At 37.4% G+C, this 17,458-nt stretch carries 12 protein-coding genes; 6 read left to right on the forward strand and 6 right to left on the reverse strand.

What is annotated here, in order from left to right:
* The first annotated feature begins 32 nt into the window (after nt 1-32).
* Together I597_RS12355 and I597_RS12360 are read left to right on the forward strand one after the other, a co-directional pair.
* Nucleotides 33-1,868, forward strand: coding sequence for an OstA-like protein (locus I597_RS12355; RefSeq protein WP_035324500.1), 1,836 nt, complete (start codon nt 33-35; stop codon nt 1,866-1,868).
* A gap of 174 nt (nt 1,869-2,042) precedes the next feature.
* Nucleotides 2,043-2,738 carry a TlpA family protein disulfide reductase gene (locus tag I597_RS12360; RefSeq protein WP_052111634.1) on the forward strand — a complete coding sequence of 232 codons (696 nt, stop codon included), beginning with the start codon at nt 2,043-2,045 and terminating at the stop codon, nt 2,736-2,738.
* An 88-nt stretch (nt 2,739-2,826) separates the two neighbouring features.
* On the opposite strand, the gene I597_RS12365 is transcribed toward I597_RS12360, so the two are convergent.
* Nucleotides 2,827-3,780, reverse strand: a complete 954-nt coding sequence (locus tag I597_RS12365; protein WP_394357288.1) for a lytic transglycosylase domain-containing protein — start codon at nt 3,778-3,780, stop codon at nt 2,827-2,829.
* A 29-nt stretch (nt 3,781-3,809) separates the two neighbouring features.
* Nucleotides 3,810-4,463 (reverse strand): alpha/beta fold hydrolase, encoded by a 654-nt coding sequence (locus I597_RS12370; RefSeq protein ID WP_035324498.1) that lies wholly within the window; start codon nt 4,461-4,463, stop codon nt 3,810-3,812.
* A gap of 200 nt (nt 4,464-4,663) precedes the next feature.
* Here I597_RS12370 and I597_RS12375 point away from each other — a divergent pair, with 200 nt between their 5' ends.
* The gene (locus I597_RS12375) at nt 4,664-4,963 is read left to right on the forward strand and encodes a hypothetical protein (RefSeq protein ID WP_021778670.1); all 300 of its coding nucleotides are present in this window, start codon (nt 4,664-4,666) and stop codon (nt 4,961-4,963) included.
* A 96-nt stretch (nt 4,964-5,059) separates the two neighbouring features.
* The gene (locus I597_RS12380) at nt 5,060-5,716 is read left to right on the forward strand and encodes an alpha/beta hydrolase (protein WP_035324497.1); all 657 of its coding nucleotides are present in this window, start codon (nt 5,060-5,062) and stop codon (nt 5,714-5,716) included.
* 88 nt (nt 5,717-5,804) lie between these two features.
* On the opposite strand, the gene I597_RS12385 is transcribed toward I597_RS12380, so the two are convergent.
* The 4 genes from I597_RS12385 to dnaK all read right to left on the reverse strand — a co-directional run bounded on the left by I597_RS12385 (nt 5,805) and on the right by dnaK (nt 14,838).
* Nucleotides 5,805-7,829: an OmpA family protein gene (locus tag I597_RS12385; RefSeq protein WP_035324496.1), complete on the reverse strand. Its 2,025-nt coding sequence runs from the start codon at nt 7,827-7,829 to the stop codon at nt 5,805-5,807.
* Nucleotide 7,830: 1 nt separating this feature from the next.
* A complete protein-coding gene (locus I597_RS12390) occupies nt 7,831-8,751 on the reverse strand; it encodes a PorP/SprF family type IX secretion system membrane protein (RefSeq protein WP_035324495.1) in 921 nt (306 codons plus the stop codon).
* A 15-nt stretch (nt 8,752-8,766) separates the two neighbouring features.
* Nucleotides 8,767-12,594, reverse strand: a complete 3,828-nt coding sequence (locus tag I597_RS12395; RefSeq protein ID WP_035324494.1) for a T9SS type B sorting domain-containing protein — start codon at nt 12,592-12,594, stop codon at nt 8,767-8,769.
* Nucleotides 12,595-12,933: 339 nt separating this feature from the next.
* Entirely contained in the window at nt 12,934-14,838 is a 1,905-nt protein-coding gene (gene dnaK / locus I597_RS12400; protein ID WP_021778665.1) for a molecular chaperone DnaK, read from the reverse strand.
* Between the two features lie 314 nt (nt 14,839-15,152).
* Between dnaK and I597_RS12405 the strand changes: the two genes are divergently transcribed.
* Nucleotides 15,153-15,845, forward strand: coding sequence for a TetR/AcrR family transcriptional regulator (locus I597_RS12405; protein WP_035324493.1), 693 nt, complete (start codon nt 15,153-15,155; stop codon nt 15,843-15,845).
* A 66-nt stretch (nt 15,846-15,911) separates the two neighbouring features.
* The gene (locus tag I597_RS12410) at nt 15,912-17,237 is read left to right on the forward strand and encodes an ABC1 kinase family protein (protein ID WP_035324492.1); all 1,326 of its coding nucleotides are present in this window, start codon (nt 15,912-15,914) and stop codon (nt 17,235-17,237) included.
* Nucleotides 17,238-17,458: the final 221 nt, after the last annotated feature.

Consider the following 17,458-nt stretch of genomic DNA (forward strand, 5'->3'; position numbering starts at 1 on the left):
TAAGGCTAGCAATTTGATTATTTTTGGAATTAATGAACTACAAGCACTACATCTTACTAGCTGGGATTATATTTTTTTCCGCTTTCGCGAAAGCGCAAGAACAACCCTCAAAGCTCATCTATATAGAATCTCCCATAGAGCGCATTAATGAAGAGGAGTTTCCTGGGGCAATCCTTTTACAGAAAAACAATAATGAACAAGTTTACATAGAGCACGAAGGTGCAGAGATGTGGTGTGATCTTGCCTTTTTTTACAAAGAAGAAAACTTTGTAAAAGCTTACCGAAATGTAAGGCTCAAACAAGGCGACTCTGTCTCTATGCGAAGTAAATACATCGAGTATAATGGTAAAACAAAATTTGCCTATGCCGCTGGCGATGTATTTCTAAAAAAGGATACGACCACCGTCACTACAGATACAATGTATTTTAACCGTACCACTCAGCAGGCATATTACAGAACTGGTGGTGTTGTAACCTCTCCTAATAGTAAGATTACAAGCCGTGTAGGTCGTTATTATATAGAGCAAGATAAAATCTCATTTATAAGTGATGTGGTGGTAAAAAACCCTGAGTATACTATAAACAGTGAGCAACTAGATTTTTATAGTGTACCAGAGCACGCTTATCTATATGGCCCTACCACAATCACAAGTAAGACCTCTAAGGTGTATTGTGAACGTGGGTTTTATGACACCGCAAATGATTATGGGTATTTTGTAAAAAACTCTCGTATAGATTATGATAACAGACAAGTATATGGAGATAGCCTTTATTTTGATAGAAATCGCAATTTTGCAAGCGCTACTAATAATATAAAAGTACTTGACACCCTTAACAGAAGTCTAGTAAAAGGACATTATGCAGAGGTTTATAGAGCAAAAGACTCAGTGCTTATAACCCAAAGAGCCGTTGCTATTACTGTAGAAGATAATGACTCTGTATATGTGCACGGCGATAAACTGCTACTCACAGGCAAGCCAGATAATCGCATACTTAGGGCTTTTAAAAATGTAAAACTCTATAAAAGCAATATGAGTGGTAAGAGCGACTCACTACACAGCAACCAGCGTACGGGACTTACGCAAATGATACATAAACCTATCTTATGGAGTGAAGAAAGCCAGATTACAGGTGATAGCATACACCTCAAAAGCAATACAGAGACAGAAAAAATAGATTCGCTCAAAGTTTTTAATAACGCTTTTATAGCTCAAAAGGATACCATCTCTGGCTTTAACCAGATTAAGGGTCAAAAACTTTATGGTTTTTTTGATGATGACAATGCACTTAAGCAAGTAGATATTATAAACAATGCAGAGACCATAATGTATATGCGTGAAGATAATGGAGATCTCACCGGCATAGATAGAGGTAAATCTGCACGAATTGAGATTACATTTTTTGAGAACACTATAGATGAGATTAATAAAATAAAGAGCCCAGGAGGTAATATATTTCCAGAGTCACAGTTTTTACAAGAGCCACAAACCTTTGAGGGGTTTAACTGGCGAGGTGATGAGCGACTGCTTAGTAAAGAAGATATTTTTAAAGGTGAGGCACCTTTTACACTTACAAAAATACAGGGGATACCCCTTCCAGAAATAGATGAAGGTTTCTTTAGCACACCAGATGATGGTGAGAAACCTCCACTTTCAGAAAACTCAGATATAAGTGAGGGCACGTTACAAAATAGAGAAGAAAATAAACCACAATACGGTACTGAATCTTCTGATGATGAAAGCACAAAACAAAGAGAGTCCTTAATTGAACGTAATGAAAAAGCCGCTCAACAGAGAGCTACTGCACCTACATCAATCCCCACTAAACCAAAAGTAATCCCAGTTATTAAAAAAAGTGGAAATAACTAAGGACACTTATAAATATCATATTCTTAATAAAAATAGATTTTACAAGATATTTGTTATAAATAAGGGTGATAAAATGTCAAAAACAAGCATTTTGACCTAATTTTCAAGTGCTTGGACGAAAAAATTTCTTTTTTAGATCTCACTCGCATACCTTGTTAGTATAAAGGTATGATTATGGGAAGATTATTACTTACACTCCTTCTTACTGCGCACATTACACTATCGGCTCAAAACTCTCAACTGTTTTTTTCTGATGTGCTAGACACGCATCTACCTGCCTATCTTTTACAAGCCGAAGGCGCGATTAGAAATTTAGAACAAGACAAGGTCAAAGTACTTTTTGATAATCTTGTTAAAGATAAAATCACAGGTTCACTAATGGACAATTTTACAGTGACAAAAATTTCTAAAAAAGCGGTAGCACTTAATGAGTATACAAAACCAGTAATGCTACTCACCTACTCTAGCTGGCGTATAAATTGTAAAGGAGAACAAGCGGCTCTTAATGATCTAGCAGCCCAGTATGGAGATGATGTATCTATTATATTACTGCACTGGGGAAACAATAAGGAAGTAAAAAAACTAGCAAAAGGATATCATCGTAATATTGACGTGCTTTATGTAGATGACTCAGATAACAAGTACACACAGATTATTAAAAATCTTAAGCACTCCTTAGGTCTACCTCTTGCTTATACCATCACATCAGACAAGACAATTATTAATATAAAAAGAAGACTCTCAAATAAAATGGCAAAAGATGAAAAAGATGCCGCCCTTGAGAATTATGATCTTTATAAAAACTTACTCACGGAGCTTCTTTTTAAACAAGAAACATTGAGCGAGGCTCCCATCGTGATAAACAAATAATACCTTCATTATATCTTGAATAATAGAAAAAGCCTGACAGTAATACTTCTGTCAGGCTTTTTATTTACAACAATGTGTTGTTACAATGTTATCTCCCTAAAGAGTATGCTCCTTGTTTAGGTATATCTATATAATATTTCTTTCTTGAGCTGTTATTGAGCTTAGGCTCTCTCAACCAAGGATTATGTATTTTTAAAATCTTATAATTAATCCCAAAACGCTCAGCAAATTTTACAAAATCTGTGACTGCTGTATCAACTTCTACCTTGTATGTAGGCACAGCGGTATACAAGTCTTCTGTTCTATAATTAAATCCATACTTTTTTGGGTTATTAAGAATCTCTTTAAGCGCGATAATTCTAAAGACATATCTCCCAGTCTCTTCACCTAGAAGTAGGTCATAATAATCATCTACATTTTGCTCTTCAAAGCGACGTGAGACACCATAGTTACCTGCGTTATATGCAGCAGCAGCAGCCGTCCAGTTTCCAAAACGTTCTTTAGACTTCTTTAAGTACTGGCAAGCCGCCCTTGTAGACTTCTCTATGTGGTAACGCTCATCTACATTGCTGTTTACTTCTAGACCGTACTCCTTACCCGTTTCTTTCATAATTTGCCAGAAACCTGTGGCTCTGGCAGGTGATACCGCCTGTGTAAGACCACTCTCAATAACTGCAAGATATTTAAGATCATCTGGCACGCCCTCTTCTGCAAGTATAGGCTCTATGATAGGAAAGTATTTATGCGCCCTTTTAAAAAGCAATAACGCATTAGACTGCCAGTAGGTATTTACCAGAAGTTCGCGATCCATACGTTCCTTAATGTCTGGATTTTGTACAGGCACTTCCTCACCAGCAAAGTTGAGTCCATCTGGCATAGGGATGGCATATACGTTATAGTCGTTTACAAGTTTTTCGGTTTGTACTTTTTCATCTTTTACGGGTACTTGTTCTTCCTCTTGCTCTTGTGGAGCCTTTGCAGAGTTTATAACAAGACCGGCAACTGCGACTATCGCCACACCTGCAAAAATTTTCTTCATCATTATCATAGTCTTTTCAATTTTAAATCAATTTACTCATTTTCAATGAGTTTCGGCAAATGTTCATTAAACCATTTTGCACGAGTTATCACCATTATATGTGTTCCCTCTTGAACCTTTATACAATTATCTATATACTTGACTGGAAATACTTTATCTGCTGTGCCGTGTATATGTATTGCATTTTCTGTAGGGGTTTCTTGATCCCAGCACACCATTTCTTTTACTGCCCACTTCATATATCTTCTATCATTCATAGATAGATATTTCTGATACAAATCTACGCGGTTTTTTATGGTTTCTCCAAAGGCATATTTTGCAAGTTTATCAACATCTTCTATAAGACTGGCTGGAAGTGCTTTGTAGAGTTTTAGCTTTCGCGAAAGCTTCATTCTCCTGGGTAATTCATACTTACTTTTTACAGTGCTTACTAGTATGAGCTTGCGTACCTTGATATGCTTTGCCATCTCTTGTACGAGCACTCCACCAAAACTCACACCTAGCAACACAATGTCATCGTGCTTTATAAACTGTGTCATACGGAGGGCATACTGTGACAGTGACTCACCAGGTTCTGGCAGTTGCCACTCTAGTAAGTGCGTAGTGTAAGAAGCACTCGGTAAGCTTATGTTTTCAAATATAGAAGGATTTGCAGCCATACCAGGCATCAAATACACGTGTATCATCTTACTTAGGAATAAGGGTTTAACATAGAAGCTGTGGCCTATTTCGGGAATTTTTTGTAAATTTGCAACACTTTCTTATTAAGAAATTCATATGTTTTAAAAATATTCTCAAATACTAGCGTTTACAGCGCATAAAACTAAAGAGTGATTTCTTATTACGTGTTAATTATATTACAAATACTAAATATTTTTCAAAATTTATGGAGGCTACAACAGCAATTGAATTGACAGACAATGAGTTTCTAAGACAATTCGAAACTACCTTTGACGGAAAGCTTGCAAAAATGGAATATTCCTTACAAGAACGTAAGATCTTCCTCACTAAAATATTTATGCCAGAAGGCACAGAAGACCATATGAACGAGTTTATAATAGCCGTTTTTAAGGAAGTAGCAGATAGAGAGATTAACCTCGTCCCTACAAGCCCAGAAATTGCAAAATTTATGCGCTCTAACCGTCGTAAGTATAAAAAGCTACTACCAGTAGGTATTAACATATAAGTTGTTCTCAAAGCAACCTAAAACCACTCTATCGAGTGGTTTTTTTTATGCCTTATTACTAACAAGATCCTACAAGCTTTTCTACTTTTATCATCTATGGAAGAAAATAGTATTACCTACACCCATACTAATACGTATACTACACTTAATGATGTAACCTCACAGACTAAAAATGTATGGGTAGCGCTACACGGTATGGGGTATTTATCAAAATATTTTATCAAGTACTTTAAGGCTCTAGATACTAAAGAAAATTATATCATAGCACCACAGGCGCCCAGTAAGTACTATCAAGACAAACGTTTTAAATACATAGGTGCAAGCTGGCTCACTAGAGAAAACATAGAGACCGAAAAGGAAAATCTCTTTGCCTATCTTGATGCGATGTGGAGCAAAGAACTTGAGAAAATAGGTAATCAAGAAGTACGCTTTATCTTTATGGGTTACTCGCAAGGAGTCTCTATACTCACCCGCTGGATGGCACATAGAGCGCTATCTTGTGATTATCTACTATTACACTCTGGTGCGATACCTCAAGAACTCGAAGCAACACACTTTAATTATTTACCACAAAGCACTACGGTAACTTATCTCTATGGAGATGAGGATGAGTACATCACAGAAGCCCGTAAGACAGAGCAACAGCTCAAAGGTTCGGCGCTTTTTGGAGAACGGTTAAATGTGCAGGTGTTTAAAGGAAAGCACGAGGTGCACGTTCCGTTTATAAATGAGATAAGTACTAAACTTATGTAAGTACTGGTTATGAGTACGCTTTCGCGAAAGCGTAAACCTAAAAAAAAAGCAACATAGACTGTTGCTTTTTTTATGAATTATTATATCTCTAGTAACCTGTTATCTCAAACTCACTACGCCTGTTGAGCTGGTGCTCCTCTTCTGTACATTGTCCAGCTGGACAATCTACTACAGGCTGGCTGTTACCATAACCTTGATACTGTATGCGAGTAGGGTCTATTCCTTTTTCTACAAGATAATCAAAGGTAGCTTTTGCTCTGTTTTGTGATAACGGAACATTATATGCCTCTGACCCACGACTATCTGTATGAGATTGTATTTTCATTTTGATGCGTTTATACTTTATAAGCTTTGCAGCAAGCTCATCGAGTACAACTTGAGAATCTTCTCTTATGCTATACAAATCAAAATCAAAGTAAATAGGAGCTACATCTATAAATAGCTTTCCTTCTTTTTCTACCACTTGTGGCGACTGTGTGTCTGTGAGTAACTCAAAACGGCTAGGGTCTTTATCTTTAAGATCTTTTGCAAGATTCTTTTGTTTCATCATCGTGAGTTCTGACTCGGTAAATATGCGATTGACTTTAATCACATAGGGAGCCTCTTGCACGCCTCTTATCTGGAAGTCTAGGCTACCTTGCTCGTGGTTATCTCCAGAGCCTATAAATGTATAATCATCTACAGTAAGTGGCACGGTAAAAGTACCCTTAGCGGCTTGTGTCTCGCTGTATATTTCTTTTCCTTGATATCCTATAATCTTAATAGTTGCATCACTTATTAACTCATTTGTTACAGCATCTCTTATTTCAAATTGTGAATTAAACTTTCTAGTAATAAGCTTACTTGTCTGGACAAAACTATAAATATCATCATCTTTTCCGCTTCTGTTTGTTGCAAAAAGACCTTCGTTTTGAGAGTAGTATGTGAGACTAAAATCATCATAAGGCGAGTTTACAGGTGCACCTAGATTAATAGGTTCTGTAAATCCTTTTACGGTAAGTGGAGCTACAAAGATGTCTAACAATCCTAGTCCTAATCTTCCGTCTGTAGCAAAGTATAAGTCTCCACTGTCTGACACATAAGGAAATTGCTCTCTGTGTGCTGTATTTATAGTAGGTCCTAAATTTACGGGTGTACTATAAGAGCCATCAAGATGTACTGTGACATAATAAATATCATAACCCCCTAGACCACCATCCATATCTGAAGCAAAGTAAAGTCGCTTACCATCTTTAGTGAGTGTAGGGTGCATATATGAAAATTGCTCTTTTACAAAAGGTAATCGCTCTGCCTCTCTCCAAACCTCATCTATGCGCACACTTTTATATAAGTGAACACGGTTCGTCCCTTCTTCATCAAAAATTCTTTTTGAATCACTTTTTTCATAAGCGCTACGCGAGATGTACATCTCATCTCCTGCTGCGTTAAAGCTTATATTACCATCGTGCAATGAAGAATTTACGCCTTGGCCTAAACGAACGGCTTCACCAGCAAGTTCATTTTTATCATTAACTCGTACTCCATAAATATCAAGAAAAGGTCTTTGTGTAGATTTAAAACGTTTTGCAAATAAAGTTCTAAAAACCTCATCATTGAGACGGTCTGAGGTAAAGAACACACTATCACCTACACGTACAGGTCCAAAATCATCTGCCTCAGAGCTTATGTTACTCTTTGTAGCATCAAATTTAGGATTACTGCTAGTTAAAGCTTTGACTGTTTCTAGCGCTTTAGTTTTATCAAAATCTTCTCCTTTGTTTTTATAATAAGCTTCAAGATAGTTTAATGCCTCTGCGCCCTCACCGGTGACCGTTAGTGCGTGGTACATTTTAAAGTTAAATTCATTATCAAACGTTCTATCTTGATCATTAAAACGCTCATTTACAAGCTGATTAAGATATAAAACTGCGTTCTTATAATCTTGACCTAAGTAATATGCATCTATTACATTACGTAAATTTTCTTTAGAGTTATTATCCCTAAGTGCTTGCTCATAATAATGTGCAGCACCTATATAATCTCCTCTCTTAAAGAACCGATCTCCTTTTTTAGATTGTGCAATGACTGTTTTACTCAGGCACAGTATTGCAAGTAGTAGGTATATATTTTTCATCTTAATAAAATCTAGGTGAGATGTATCTTTTCTGTAAGCCTAATATGTCAAAAGTGTATAACAATACAATCTCGTGACTCCCATTATTAAAGCTGTTGAGATCACTTACATTAAAATCGTAGCTATAACCTAATTTGAGACTGTTTGTGATATTAAAGCCGGCGAGAGCTGCGATAGCATCTTGATGTCTATAAGAGACACCTAGCTCAAATTTATCATCATAAAGTGCGTTTACAGAGAGGTCAAAAGTAAGTGGTGCACCACTCACCCACTTTGCTACACCAGAAGGCTTGATCTTGAGCATATCTGTCACCTCATAAACATATCCAGCCATTAAGTAAGCAGTAGGATCCTTTTTATAAAGTACAGAGCTTCCTCCATCTTCAAATCTATTTTCTATTTTATAAGGAATCACACTAGGAGAACTTAAGCCTATATAATAATTTTCTTTAAATAGAAATACCCCAGCACCTACATTAAGAGATGTGGTCTGGCCATTTTGAAAGGCTTGGTCACTAGTAATATTTTGCCCCGTAAAATCAAGACTCTGGTTATCAACCCCTAGTTTTAACCCAAATGATAGATTAGTACTTTCTGCTACATTAATTCTATAAGCAAAGTTTACATTAAGATTATTTGTAGTAAGTACATCTCCTATCTGGTCATTTACATAATTAACACCTATCTCTACACGCTCGTTGAGTGGGATGTTTGCAAAAACGTTTGCTGTGGTAGGCGCTCCTTCAAGACCTACCCATTGCGATCTGTATAGACTCCCTATACGTATGAGTCCTGGCTCATTAATCATATATGCAGGGTTTACCACACCCTGATTGTACATATACTGCGTGTACTGCGGTTCTTGTTGTGCGAGCGTAGATAGACTACAAAATGCCGCTAGTATGAATAATCTAAATTTCATAATATGCTTTTTATTTTATCTACTTAAGTAAAAGTTACCGTCTATAGGTTCTGTCTCCGAGTCGTTTGGATAAAGAATATAGAAATACACACCCGTAGGTAATTGATCTCCTAGTGCTGAGCCGGTGTTTGCACTTCCGTCAAAGGCTGGAGTATTTTTATTTCCTCTATACACAATGGTTCCGTATCTATTAAAGATTTGAATATCAAAATTTGGATATAAATCTGGGTACGTTCCTAAGTCTAGAAAATCGTTTTGACCATCACCATTGTCAGACACGCCGTCAGATATCTCTTGCTGACACCTACCATCTGCAAGTGGCAAGATATCGGCTAGGTATGAAACTCTTTCAGACTCACAATCATTTTCATCTATGGCAGCCACATAATACGTGACATTATTTTCTAGCAATGTGGATAATGGTAAGGGGGAGCCCGCTTCCGCGAAAGCGTACCAATTATAAACCGCTGCTCCAGTAACTAAAATATCTCCCAAAGTTTGATTATCATTTACACAAAACGTTTCTGGATCTGCTACCGAAGGTGTATTTATCGCTGTTATAGTAAAAGTAATAGTCGCATCATCATCACCACAATTGTCATTTTCTACGAGGTACATATATGAGAATGTCCCAGGTTCAAAATCGCCTATAGACAGTAACCCATCCTCTATAGTAAGCGATGTATCTAGATTAATAAACTGTCCCGTTACATCTGCACCATCACTCAAAAAGTCAAAAAGCGAGAGTGTATAATTACCAGGACAAACAAAGGTGTCTAGATCTTCTCCTGCATTTGCGATTCCGTTTACAGTGACATTTACCCAAGCAAAGGCCTCTGGACACACATCTGTTGCAGCAATGGTATAAATATAATCTCCGTCTAGCGCTATCATAGGGTCTAATATCGCTTCGCTTGAAGAAGAAACGTAACCACCAGGCCCCGTCCAGGTTCCTGTTGTATCTGGAGTACCAGAGAGTGATAAAAATAAATCAAGTGGCGCATCATCTTGACACAGTACAATACTTGAGGTAATACCCGGATCTTCTTGCTCAAAGACTGTAAAGTCTAGTGTAGCTTGGGCATCACAACCATTTTCTGTAGTGGTCGCATATACAAAACTAAAATCCTGCTCACCATCTATCTCCGGAAAGAAAAAGAAGTTATCTACCACCTCACCCGTTACCGCATCTGTAAACTCACCTAGAGGACCAGAATAAATAACCTCAATACCATTTGTTTCTAGCAAAGAGATAAGACTCACAAATCCTGCCTCATCACAAATAGTAACGCCTGTCGTGTTTTCTCCTGGGTAGTTGTTTTCAAAAAAGAAAACCGTAACTGTTGCACTTAACGCAGCACAAACACCGTTTGCTGGTGCTGTATATACATAGTTACCTTCGGCATTTATTGTAGGGTCAAAAATTGCTTCATTATCTGTGGTGATATATCCATCAGGCCCAGTCCAGGTTCCGGCAGTTGCGGGTGTACCTTCTAAAAAGTCAAATAAATTCACAACATCATCTACAGCACAAGTCTCATAAATGGCGTCTGCTCCTGGACTTACACTTTCAAATATGGTAAACTCTAGTGTCGCACTATCTATACAACCGTCATCTGAAGTTGTCGTATAAGTAAAATTAAAGGTCGCTTGCCCATCTATCTCTGCATATAAAAATGGATTTGCAACTTCGTCGCCACTTACCGTATCTGTCCACACTCCTTGTGTTCCTTCATAAATAGTATCTGTAGCGTTGGTATCTAATAAATTGATAAGATTAATAGGAGACTCTGCATCTACATCACATATCTCTACGCCTGCGGTATCTTCTCCTGCATACAGAAACTCAAGTAGCGTTATACTTAAAGTTGCCATATCTTCATCACAACTTTCATTACTAGGCACAGTGTATACATAATCTCCTGCGGCATTAGTCGCTGGATCATAATTTGCTACATTATCTGTAGTAGTGTATCCATCTGGTCCGGTCCAAGTTCCATTAGTATCTGGACTTCCTTCTAGTAGCGTAAAAAGATCTACCTCTTCACTATTTGCACAAATGTCTAATAGAGTATCATCTCCAGCGTTATATTGCTCATAAATAGTAAAGCTCAATGTAGCGCTATCTGTACAGTCACTAGCGCTAGTTGTTGTGTTGTATACAAAATCAAAGGTCTGTGAACCTCCAGTAATTTCTGGAATGACAAAATTATTATCTACCACAGTAGATGTTGCTGTGTCTGTCCATACACCATCTTGCCCTACATATACTGTTTGTACACCATCTGTCTCTAGTAAATCTGTAAGTGTAAGTGTTTCTTCATTCTCACAAAATTCAAGATCTGCAGTGTCTTCTCCTGCATAGTTTGGGTTTGTAATGATTATGGTAATTTGAGCAGTTTGAGTATCACAGGGATGATCTTCATTTATTTCTGAAGAACAGCCGTCAGGTATTTCAAAAATTTGTTCTTCTATTGCCTCTGCATTATACTCCTCATCTACAGTAAACTCAAAAACATATGTTCCAGAAGCTGTAAGAGGATCGAGGCTTGATAAATCTATAGTACCTTGACTTGTATACTCTGGATCTTCTGTCGTTGTAGCGATATCACCTGTGTTAGAAACTAATCCTAAATCTGAAGGTCCAGAAACCAATGTCCAGTTAGTGTAATCATTATTAGGATAATCATACAGCACTCCATTTTCTGTAGTAAATTCTACATAATCATATAGATTAACACTTCCTAATGTTTCATCTGTAGTACAAAATGTTGCTTCATTTTCGTTTTGACTAAAAGGTCTTACAGATTCATAAAATGTAAAACCTATGGTACTTGTCGCATCATTACAAACGGTAGACCTACTTTCTACAAAATATTGGTACTCGTAGGTTTGTGATCCAAACCTAGGGTTACTAAGCACTAGATCTGCATATACCTGAGCAAGATTAATTACAGAATCTCCAGGACCTGAGATTTCACCTGTAGGGTCTGTTGCATCTAGCCATATTCCTTCTATATTTTCGTTTACTAGAAACTCATCTTCTAGTAAATCAATATCTCCATCATAATTACCAGCTATAAGTTCTGTATCACAGATATTAAATTGATTTGCAAATCCAGCAAAAGGCTCCCTAACCACAGATACTGTAACGGTTGTAGACTGCTCTGCATCACAAGGTGTTATACCTGGCACTGTATAAACTAGCTCAAATGTCTCTTCATCTACTAGCGGTGGACCCTCTTGATAAGGAATGTTTACGTTAAGAAAACGGTTGCCACTTATAGAAACAAAGTTAGCACTCGACCCAGTATATGTCCACTCTCCATTGCTATGCGGACTAGGGTTAGAAAGCATAGTTTGAAACAAGTCAATCTCTGTAAACTGCATACACTCTGCTGGTGGCGCAGGCTGACAAACTTGTAAATTTATCGCACCATCCATCGTGTTTGCAACAGTTCCAGAATAAGGACCTAGTACGACATTGAATAAGTATTGAACATCATCTGGACAGCCAGATGTACCGCTTAAAAATTCAAATTGATAATCTGTATCTAGTTCTGAAGAACTATCAAGATCCCATAAATAAAGGTCACCAGTAACTACATCTAGGGCAAAGTTAAAGTTTGGATCAAACCACATACCATCTGCAGCAGTGATCGTTGTACCGCTCAGTGTAGAGAACTCTTCATATAGATTTATGATTCCATCTGGAGTACCGTTGCTATCACCGTCTACAACAGTCATATCACAAACAGTAAAAGTCTCTGTGTCACCACATTGCGCAAATGTTGTTGTAGCTACAGTTACAAAAAAGATAAGAAACAGGTATAATTTCCCCATAATTAGACTGGTTTAGTGTCGCAAATATAGGTGAGACCTCTATAAAAAACTCGTTATAGTGCTTATTTATACAGCTGTACTACGCTATTGTGTGATTTATACTACAAAAAGCTATGTCTTAAATTAAGTAACGATGTATATGGTACCGCTTTCGCGAAAGCGCAAAAAAAATCCCTTTGACATTACGTCAAAGGGATTCCCATTTATATAGTGTTTCAGTAGTAGTACTGAGTTTTGTTAAGGAATTACTTTACCTCTTCAAAATCTATACTTCGACTATGCTTAGTAAATAGTACTTAACTTCTTCGAAGTCTATACTTCGACTACGCTCAGTACAGGCTACTTGACTTCTTCGAAGTCTACGTCTTCTACATCACTAGCAGTATCTCCGCCAGCATCTGGTCCAGCTTGTGCATCTGGTCCTGGTTGCCCAGCAGCATCTGCTTGTGCTTTGTACATCTCTTCAGATGCAACTTTCCAAGCTTCGTTGATTTTATCTAGTGCTGGAGTAATCGCGTCTACAGACTTAGTCTCGTAAGCTGCTTTAAGCTCTGCAAGTGCATCTTCGATAGGCTTCTTCTTATCGTCAGATAATTTATCACCAAACTCAGTAAGTTGTTTTTCCGTTTGGAAAATCATACCATCTGCCTCGTTTATCTTATCTGCAGTTTCTTTTGCTTTTTTATCAGACTCTGCATTTGCTTCTGCCTCTGCTTTCATCTTTGCAATTTCTTCTTCAGATAGTCCAGAAGATGCCTCGATACGGATATCTTGAGATTTTCCAGTTGCTTTATCTACTGCACTTACTTTGATGATACCATTTGCATCAATATCAAAAGTTACTTCAATTTGTGGTACACCTCTTTGTGCTGGTGGAATATCAGTTAACTGGAAACGACCTATCGTTTTGTTATCTGCTGCCATAGGGCGCTCACCTTGTAGTACGTGTATATCTACACTAGGCTGATTATCTGCCGCCGTAGAGAATACTTGTGACTTCTTAGTAGGTATTGTTGTATTTGCTTCTATAAGTTTTGTAAATACATTACCCATAGTCTCAATACCTAATGAAAGTGGTGTTACGTCTAGTAGTAATACATCTTTTACATCTCCAGTAAGTACTCCTCCTTGTATTGCTGCTCCTACGGCAACAACCTCATCTGGGTTTACTCCTTTTGACGGTGCTTTACCAAAGAACTTCTCTACCGCTGCCTGTACTGCAGGGATACGAGTAGATCCTCCTACAAGAATAATCTCATCGATATCTCCTGTACTTAATCCAGCAGATTTAAGCGCTGTCTGGCAAGGCTCTATTGTTCTTTTTACTAGGTCGTCTATTAACGCTTCAAACTTTGCACGGCTTAAAGTACGTACTAAGTGCTTAGGCCCAGAAGCCGTTGCAGTTACATAAGGAAGGTTAATTTCTGTCTGTGTAGAAGAAGAAAGCTCAATCTTAGCCTTTTCTGCAGCTTCCTTAAGACGTTGTAAAGCCATTGGGTCTTTACGAAGGTCCATATCCTCATCTGCAATAAATTCTTCTGCTAGCCAGTTTATGATTTTTTGATCTACGTCATCACCACCTAGGTGTGTATCACCATCTGTAGATAATACTTCAAAAACGCCATCTCCTAGTTCTAGTATAGATACATCGTGCGTTCCTCCTCCAAAGTCAAAAACAACGATTTTTTGATCTGTATCTTTTTTATCAAGACCATAAGCAAGTGCTGCTGCTGTAGGCTCATTGATAATACGCTCTACTTTAAGACCCGCTATCTCTCCAGCCTCTTTTGTAGCTTGACGTTGAGAATCATTAAAGTATGCTGGAACTGTAATTACAGCTCTTGTTACATCTTGTCCTAAATAATCTTCTGCAGTTTTCTTCATTTTTTGAAGAGTCATTGCAGATAATTCTTGAGGTGTATATAAACGGCCATCTATGTCTACTCGTGGTGTATCATTGTCACCTTTTACTACTTTATATGCTGCACGCTCTGCCTCTTTGCTAGATTCAGAAAACTTGTTACCCATAAAACGCTTTACAGAAGCGATAGTCTTTGTAGGGTTTGTTACAGCTTGTCTTTTTGCAGGGTCTCCTACTTTAATCTCACCACCTTCTACAAAGGCAATGACAGATGGAGTAGTTCTCTTACCTTCTGCATTAGGGATTACCGTAGGCTCGTTACCTTCCATTACAGCAACGCACGAGTTGGTAGTACCCAAGTCAATTCCTATTATTTTACTCATTATATATGTATTTAAGTGTTATTTAATTTTTTCAACACTCACAAATAGACAAGGAGTATGCCATCGGTCAAAGTATGACAAGGTGTCATTATTAAATAATAAAGGTTTTAATTACGCTTTCGCGAAAGCGTAAAAACACATAGCACCACCCACTACTCTAATCGCCCAACTATTAACCATCACAATGCAAACATCTTACAAACAACTACGAAAAGGGATTTCATATAATTTGAAATAATTTTAACGTAACTTTTGTTTAATAGTATTGCCGCAAGGTTAAACATAATGTATCTTTACATCAAACAACGAATATTATGGCAACTGTAAAGAAAACGACTAAAAAGACTACTGCCAAGAAGAAGACAGTAAACGCACAAATGCTCATTACAGCATATATGGAGTATGTGCTAGAACACGGAGAAGAACCAAAAACGATTTACAAATTTTGTAAAGAGCACAATATAGAAGAAGCAGAGTTTTATAAATATTTTGGATCATTTCAAAATCTAAAAGCTGGTATATGGAATGCTTTCCACACAAATACCGTGGGTGTGCTTCACAAAAACAGTGATTTTGAGTCGTACACCAATAAAGACAAAATGCTCTCATACTTTTTTACAATGTTTGAGATGCTTACTGCAAATAGAAGTTATGTGCTTGTCGCACTAGACCAGCATAAAAATATGCTTAAGAATATGAGCCAGCTCAAGGAGTTGAGAGGTCACCTTACCTCTTTTGCAGCAGATCTTATAGAGGCAGGTAATGATGAGAAGAATTATAAGATTACAAAAAATCCTGTACGACTTTTTAAAGAAGGAGCTTGGGTACAGTTTTTATTCTTACTTAAATACTGGATGGAAGATAACTCTCCTGCCTTCGAAAAAACAGATGTAGCGATTGAGAAATCTATAAATGCAATTTTTGACATTTTTGAAACCACACCGCTAGAAAGCATTATAGACTTTGGAAAATTTCTTTTTAAAGAAAATTTTACAATGGCAAAGTAGTACTATAAGTACGCACGAGGTTTTACCTCAACTCAACAAGATAACAAGCCCTATGGGCATCAATATATGAAAACAATAGACCACATACCTACTAATAAACTCCAGAGAGCCTCAAAGCTTGTAAAGACTGGCGTAAAGGTGGGTGCAAACTATGCAAAATATTACGGTAAGAAGGTCGTTAACCCATCGCTCACAAAAGAGCAACTTAATGAAGATAATGCCGAAGATATTTATGATGGCTTAAAAAGTCTAAAAGGTAGCGCACTTAAGGTGGCGCAAATGCTTAGTATGGAGAAAAACATTATGCCTAAGGCATATGTTGAAAAATTCTCTCTATCACAATTTAGTGTTCCTCCCCTATCTCCACCTTTAGTGCGTAAAACCTTTAAAAAATATTTGGGTAAATACCCAGAAGATCTCTATGATACGTTTGCGGCTCAGAGTGTTAACGCGGCCAGTATAGGCCAAGTGCACCAGGCGACATTAAATGGGAAAAAACTTGCTGTGAAAATCCAATATCCGGGAGTCGCAGACAGTATCAGTAGTGATCTTGCTCTGGTAAAACCTATTGCAAAGAAGATGTTTAATCTTCAAGGCGAGGGTAAAGAGAAATTTTTTAAAGAGGTAGAAGATAAACTACTAGAAGAGACAGATTACAATCTAGAGCTAGCACAAAGTATCGCAATGACAGAAGACTGTGCTACCATACCTAATCTTGTATTCCCAAGGTACTATCCAGACCTATCTAGTGAGCGTATACTTACTATGGACTGGATGGATGGCGAACACTTAAGTGAGTTTGTAGCACATAACACAGATCAAAAAGCGGCAAACAAACTGGGACAAGCACTATGGGATTTTTATATGTACCAGATGCATATTTTAAAGCGCATACACGCAGATCCTCACCCAGGTAACTTTATGGTAGATAAAGACCATAATCTTATTGCCATAGACTTTGGTTGTATCAAGCACGTACCGCAAGACTTTTACATACCTTACTTTGACCTTGCTGAACCGTCAAATATAAATGACCCTAATATTTTTAAGCAAAAATTATATGAGCTAGAAATATTACGAGATGATGATGATGCAGAAACAGTAAAGTTCTTCTCGGCACTATTTCACGAGATGCTCAGTCTCTTCACACAGCCTATGCATCAAGAAGAATTTGATTTTAGAGACAGCACATTTTTTGATCAAATTGCCGTACTAAGCGAGAAGTATAGTAAGGATACAGAAATACGTAAGATGAATGGTAATAGAGGTAGTAAACACTTCTTATATATAAACAGAACATTTTTTGGACTTTATAACTTGATGCACGATCTCAAGGCTCAAATAAAGGTCAATAATTTTAAGAACTATGTACCCACAGACTCTGTGGCATAAAGGTTAATAATTGTGTTACTTTTTGTGACATGTTATTGGTTAGGTTGTTTTTTGAAAAGAGCGCTTTTAGTCGGGCGCTCTTTTTGTGCTTATATGTCATTCATACTGTGCGTGCATACTAAAATTATGAGAGACACTTTATCTACCCCGTAAGATAAAGTATATTTACACGCTGAGAGTTTTACGCTTTCGCGAAAGCGTAATTACCCTCATACAATTTT

It is taken from the genome of Dokdonia donghaensis DSW-1, assembly GCF_001653755.1.
GTDB classification, from domain to species: domain Bacteria; phylum Bacteroidota; class Bacteroidia; order Flavobacteriales; family Flavobacteriaceae; genus Dokdonia; species Dokdonia donghaensis.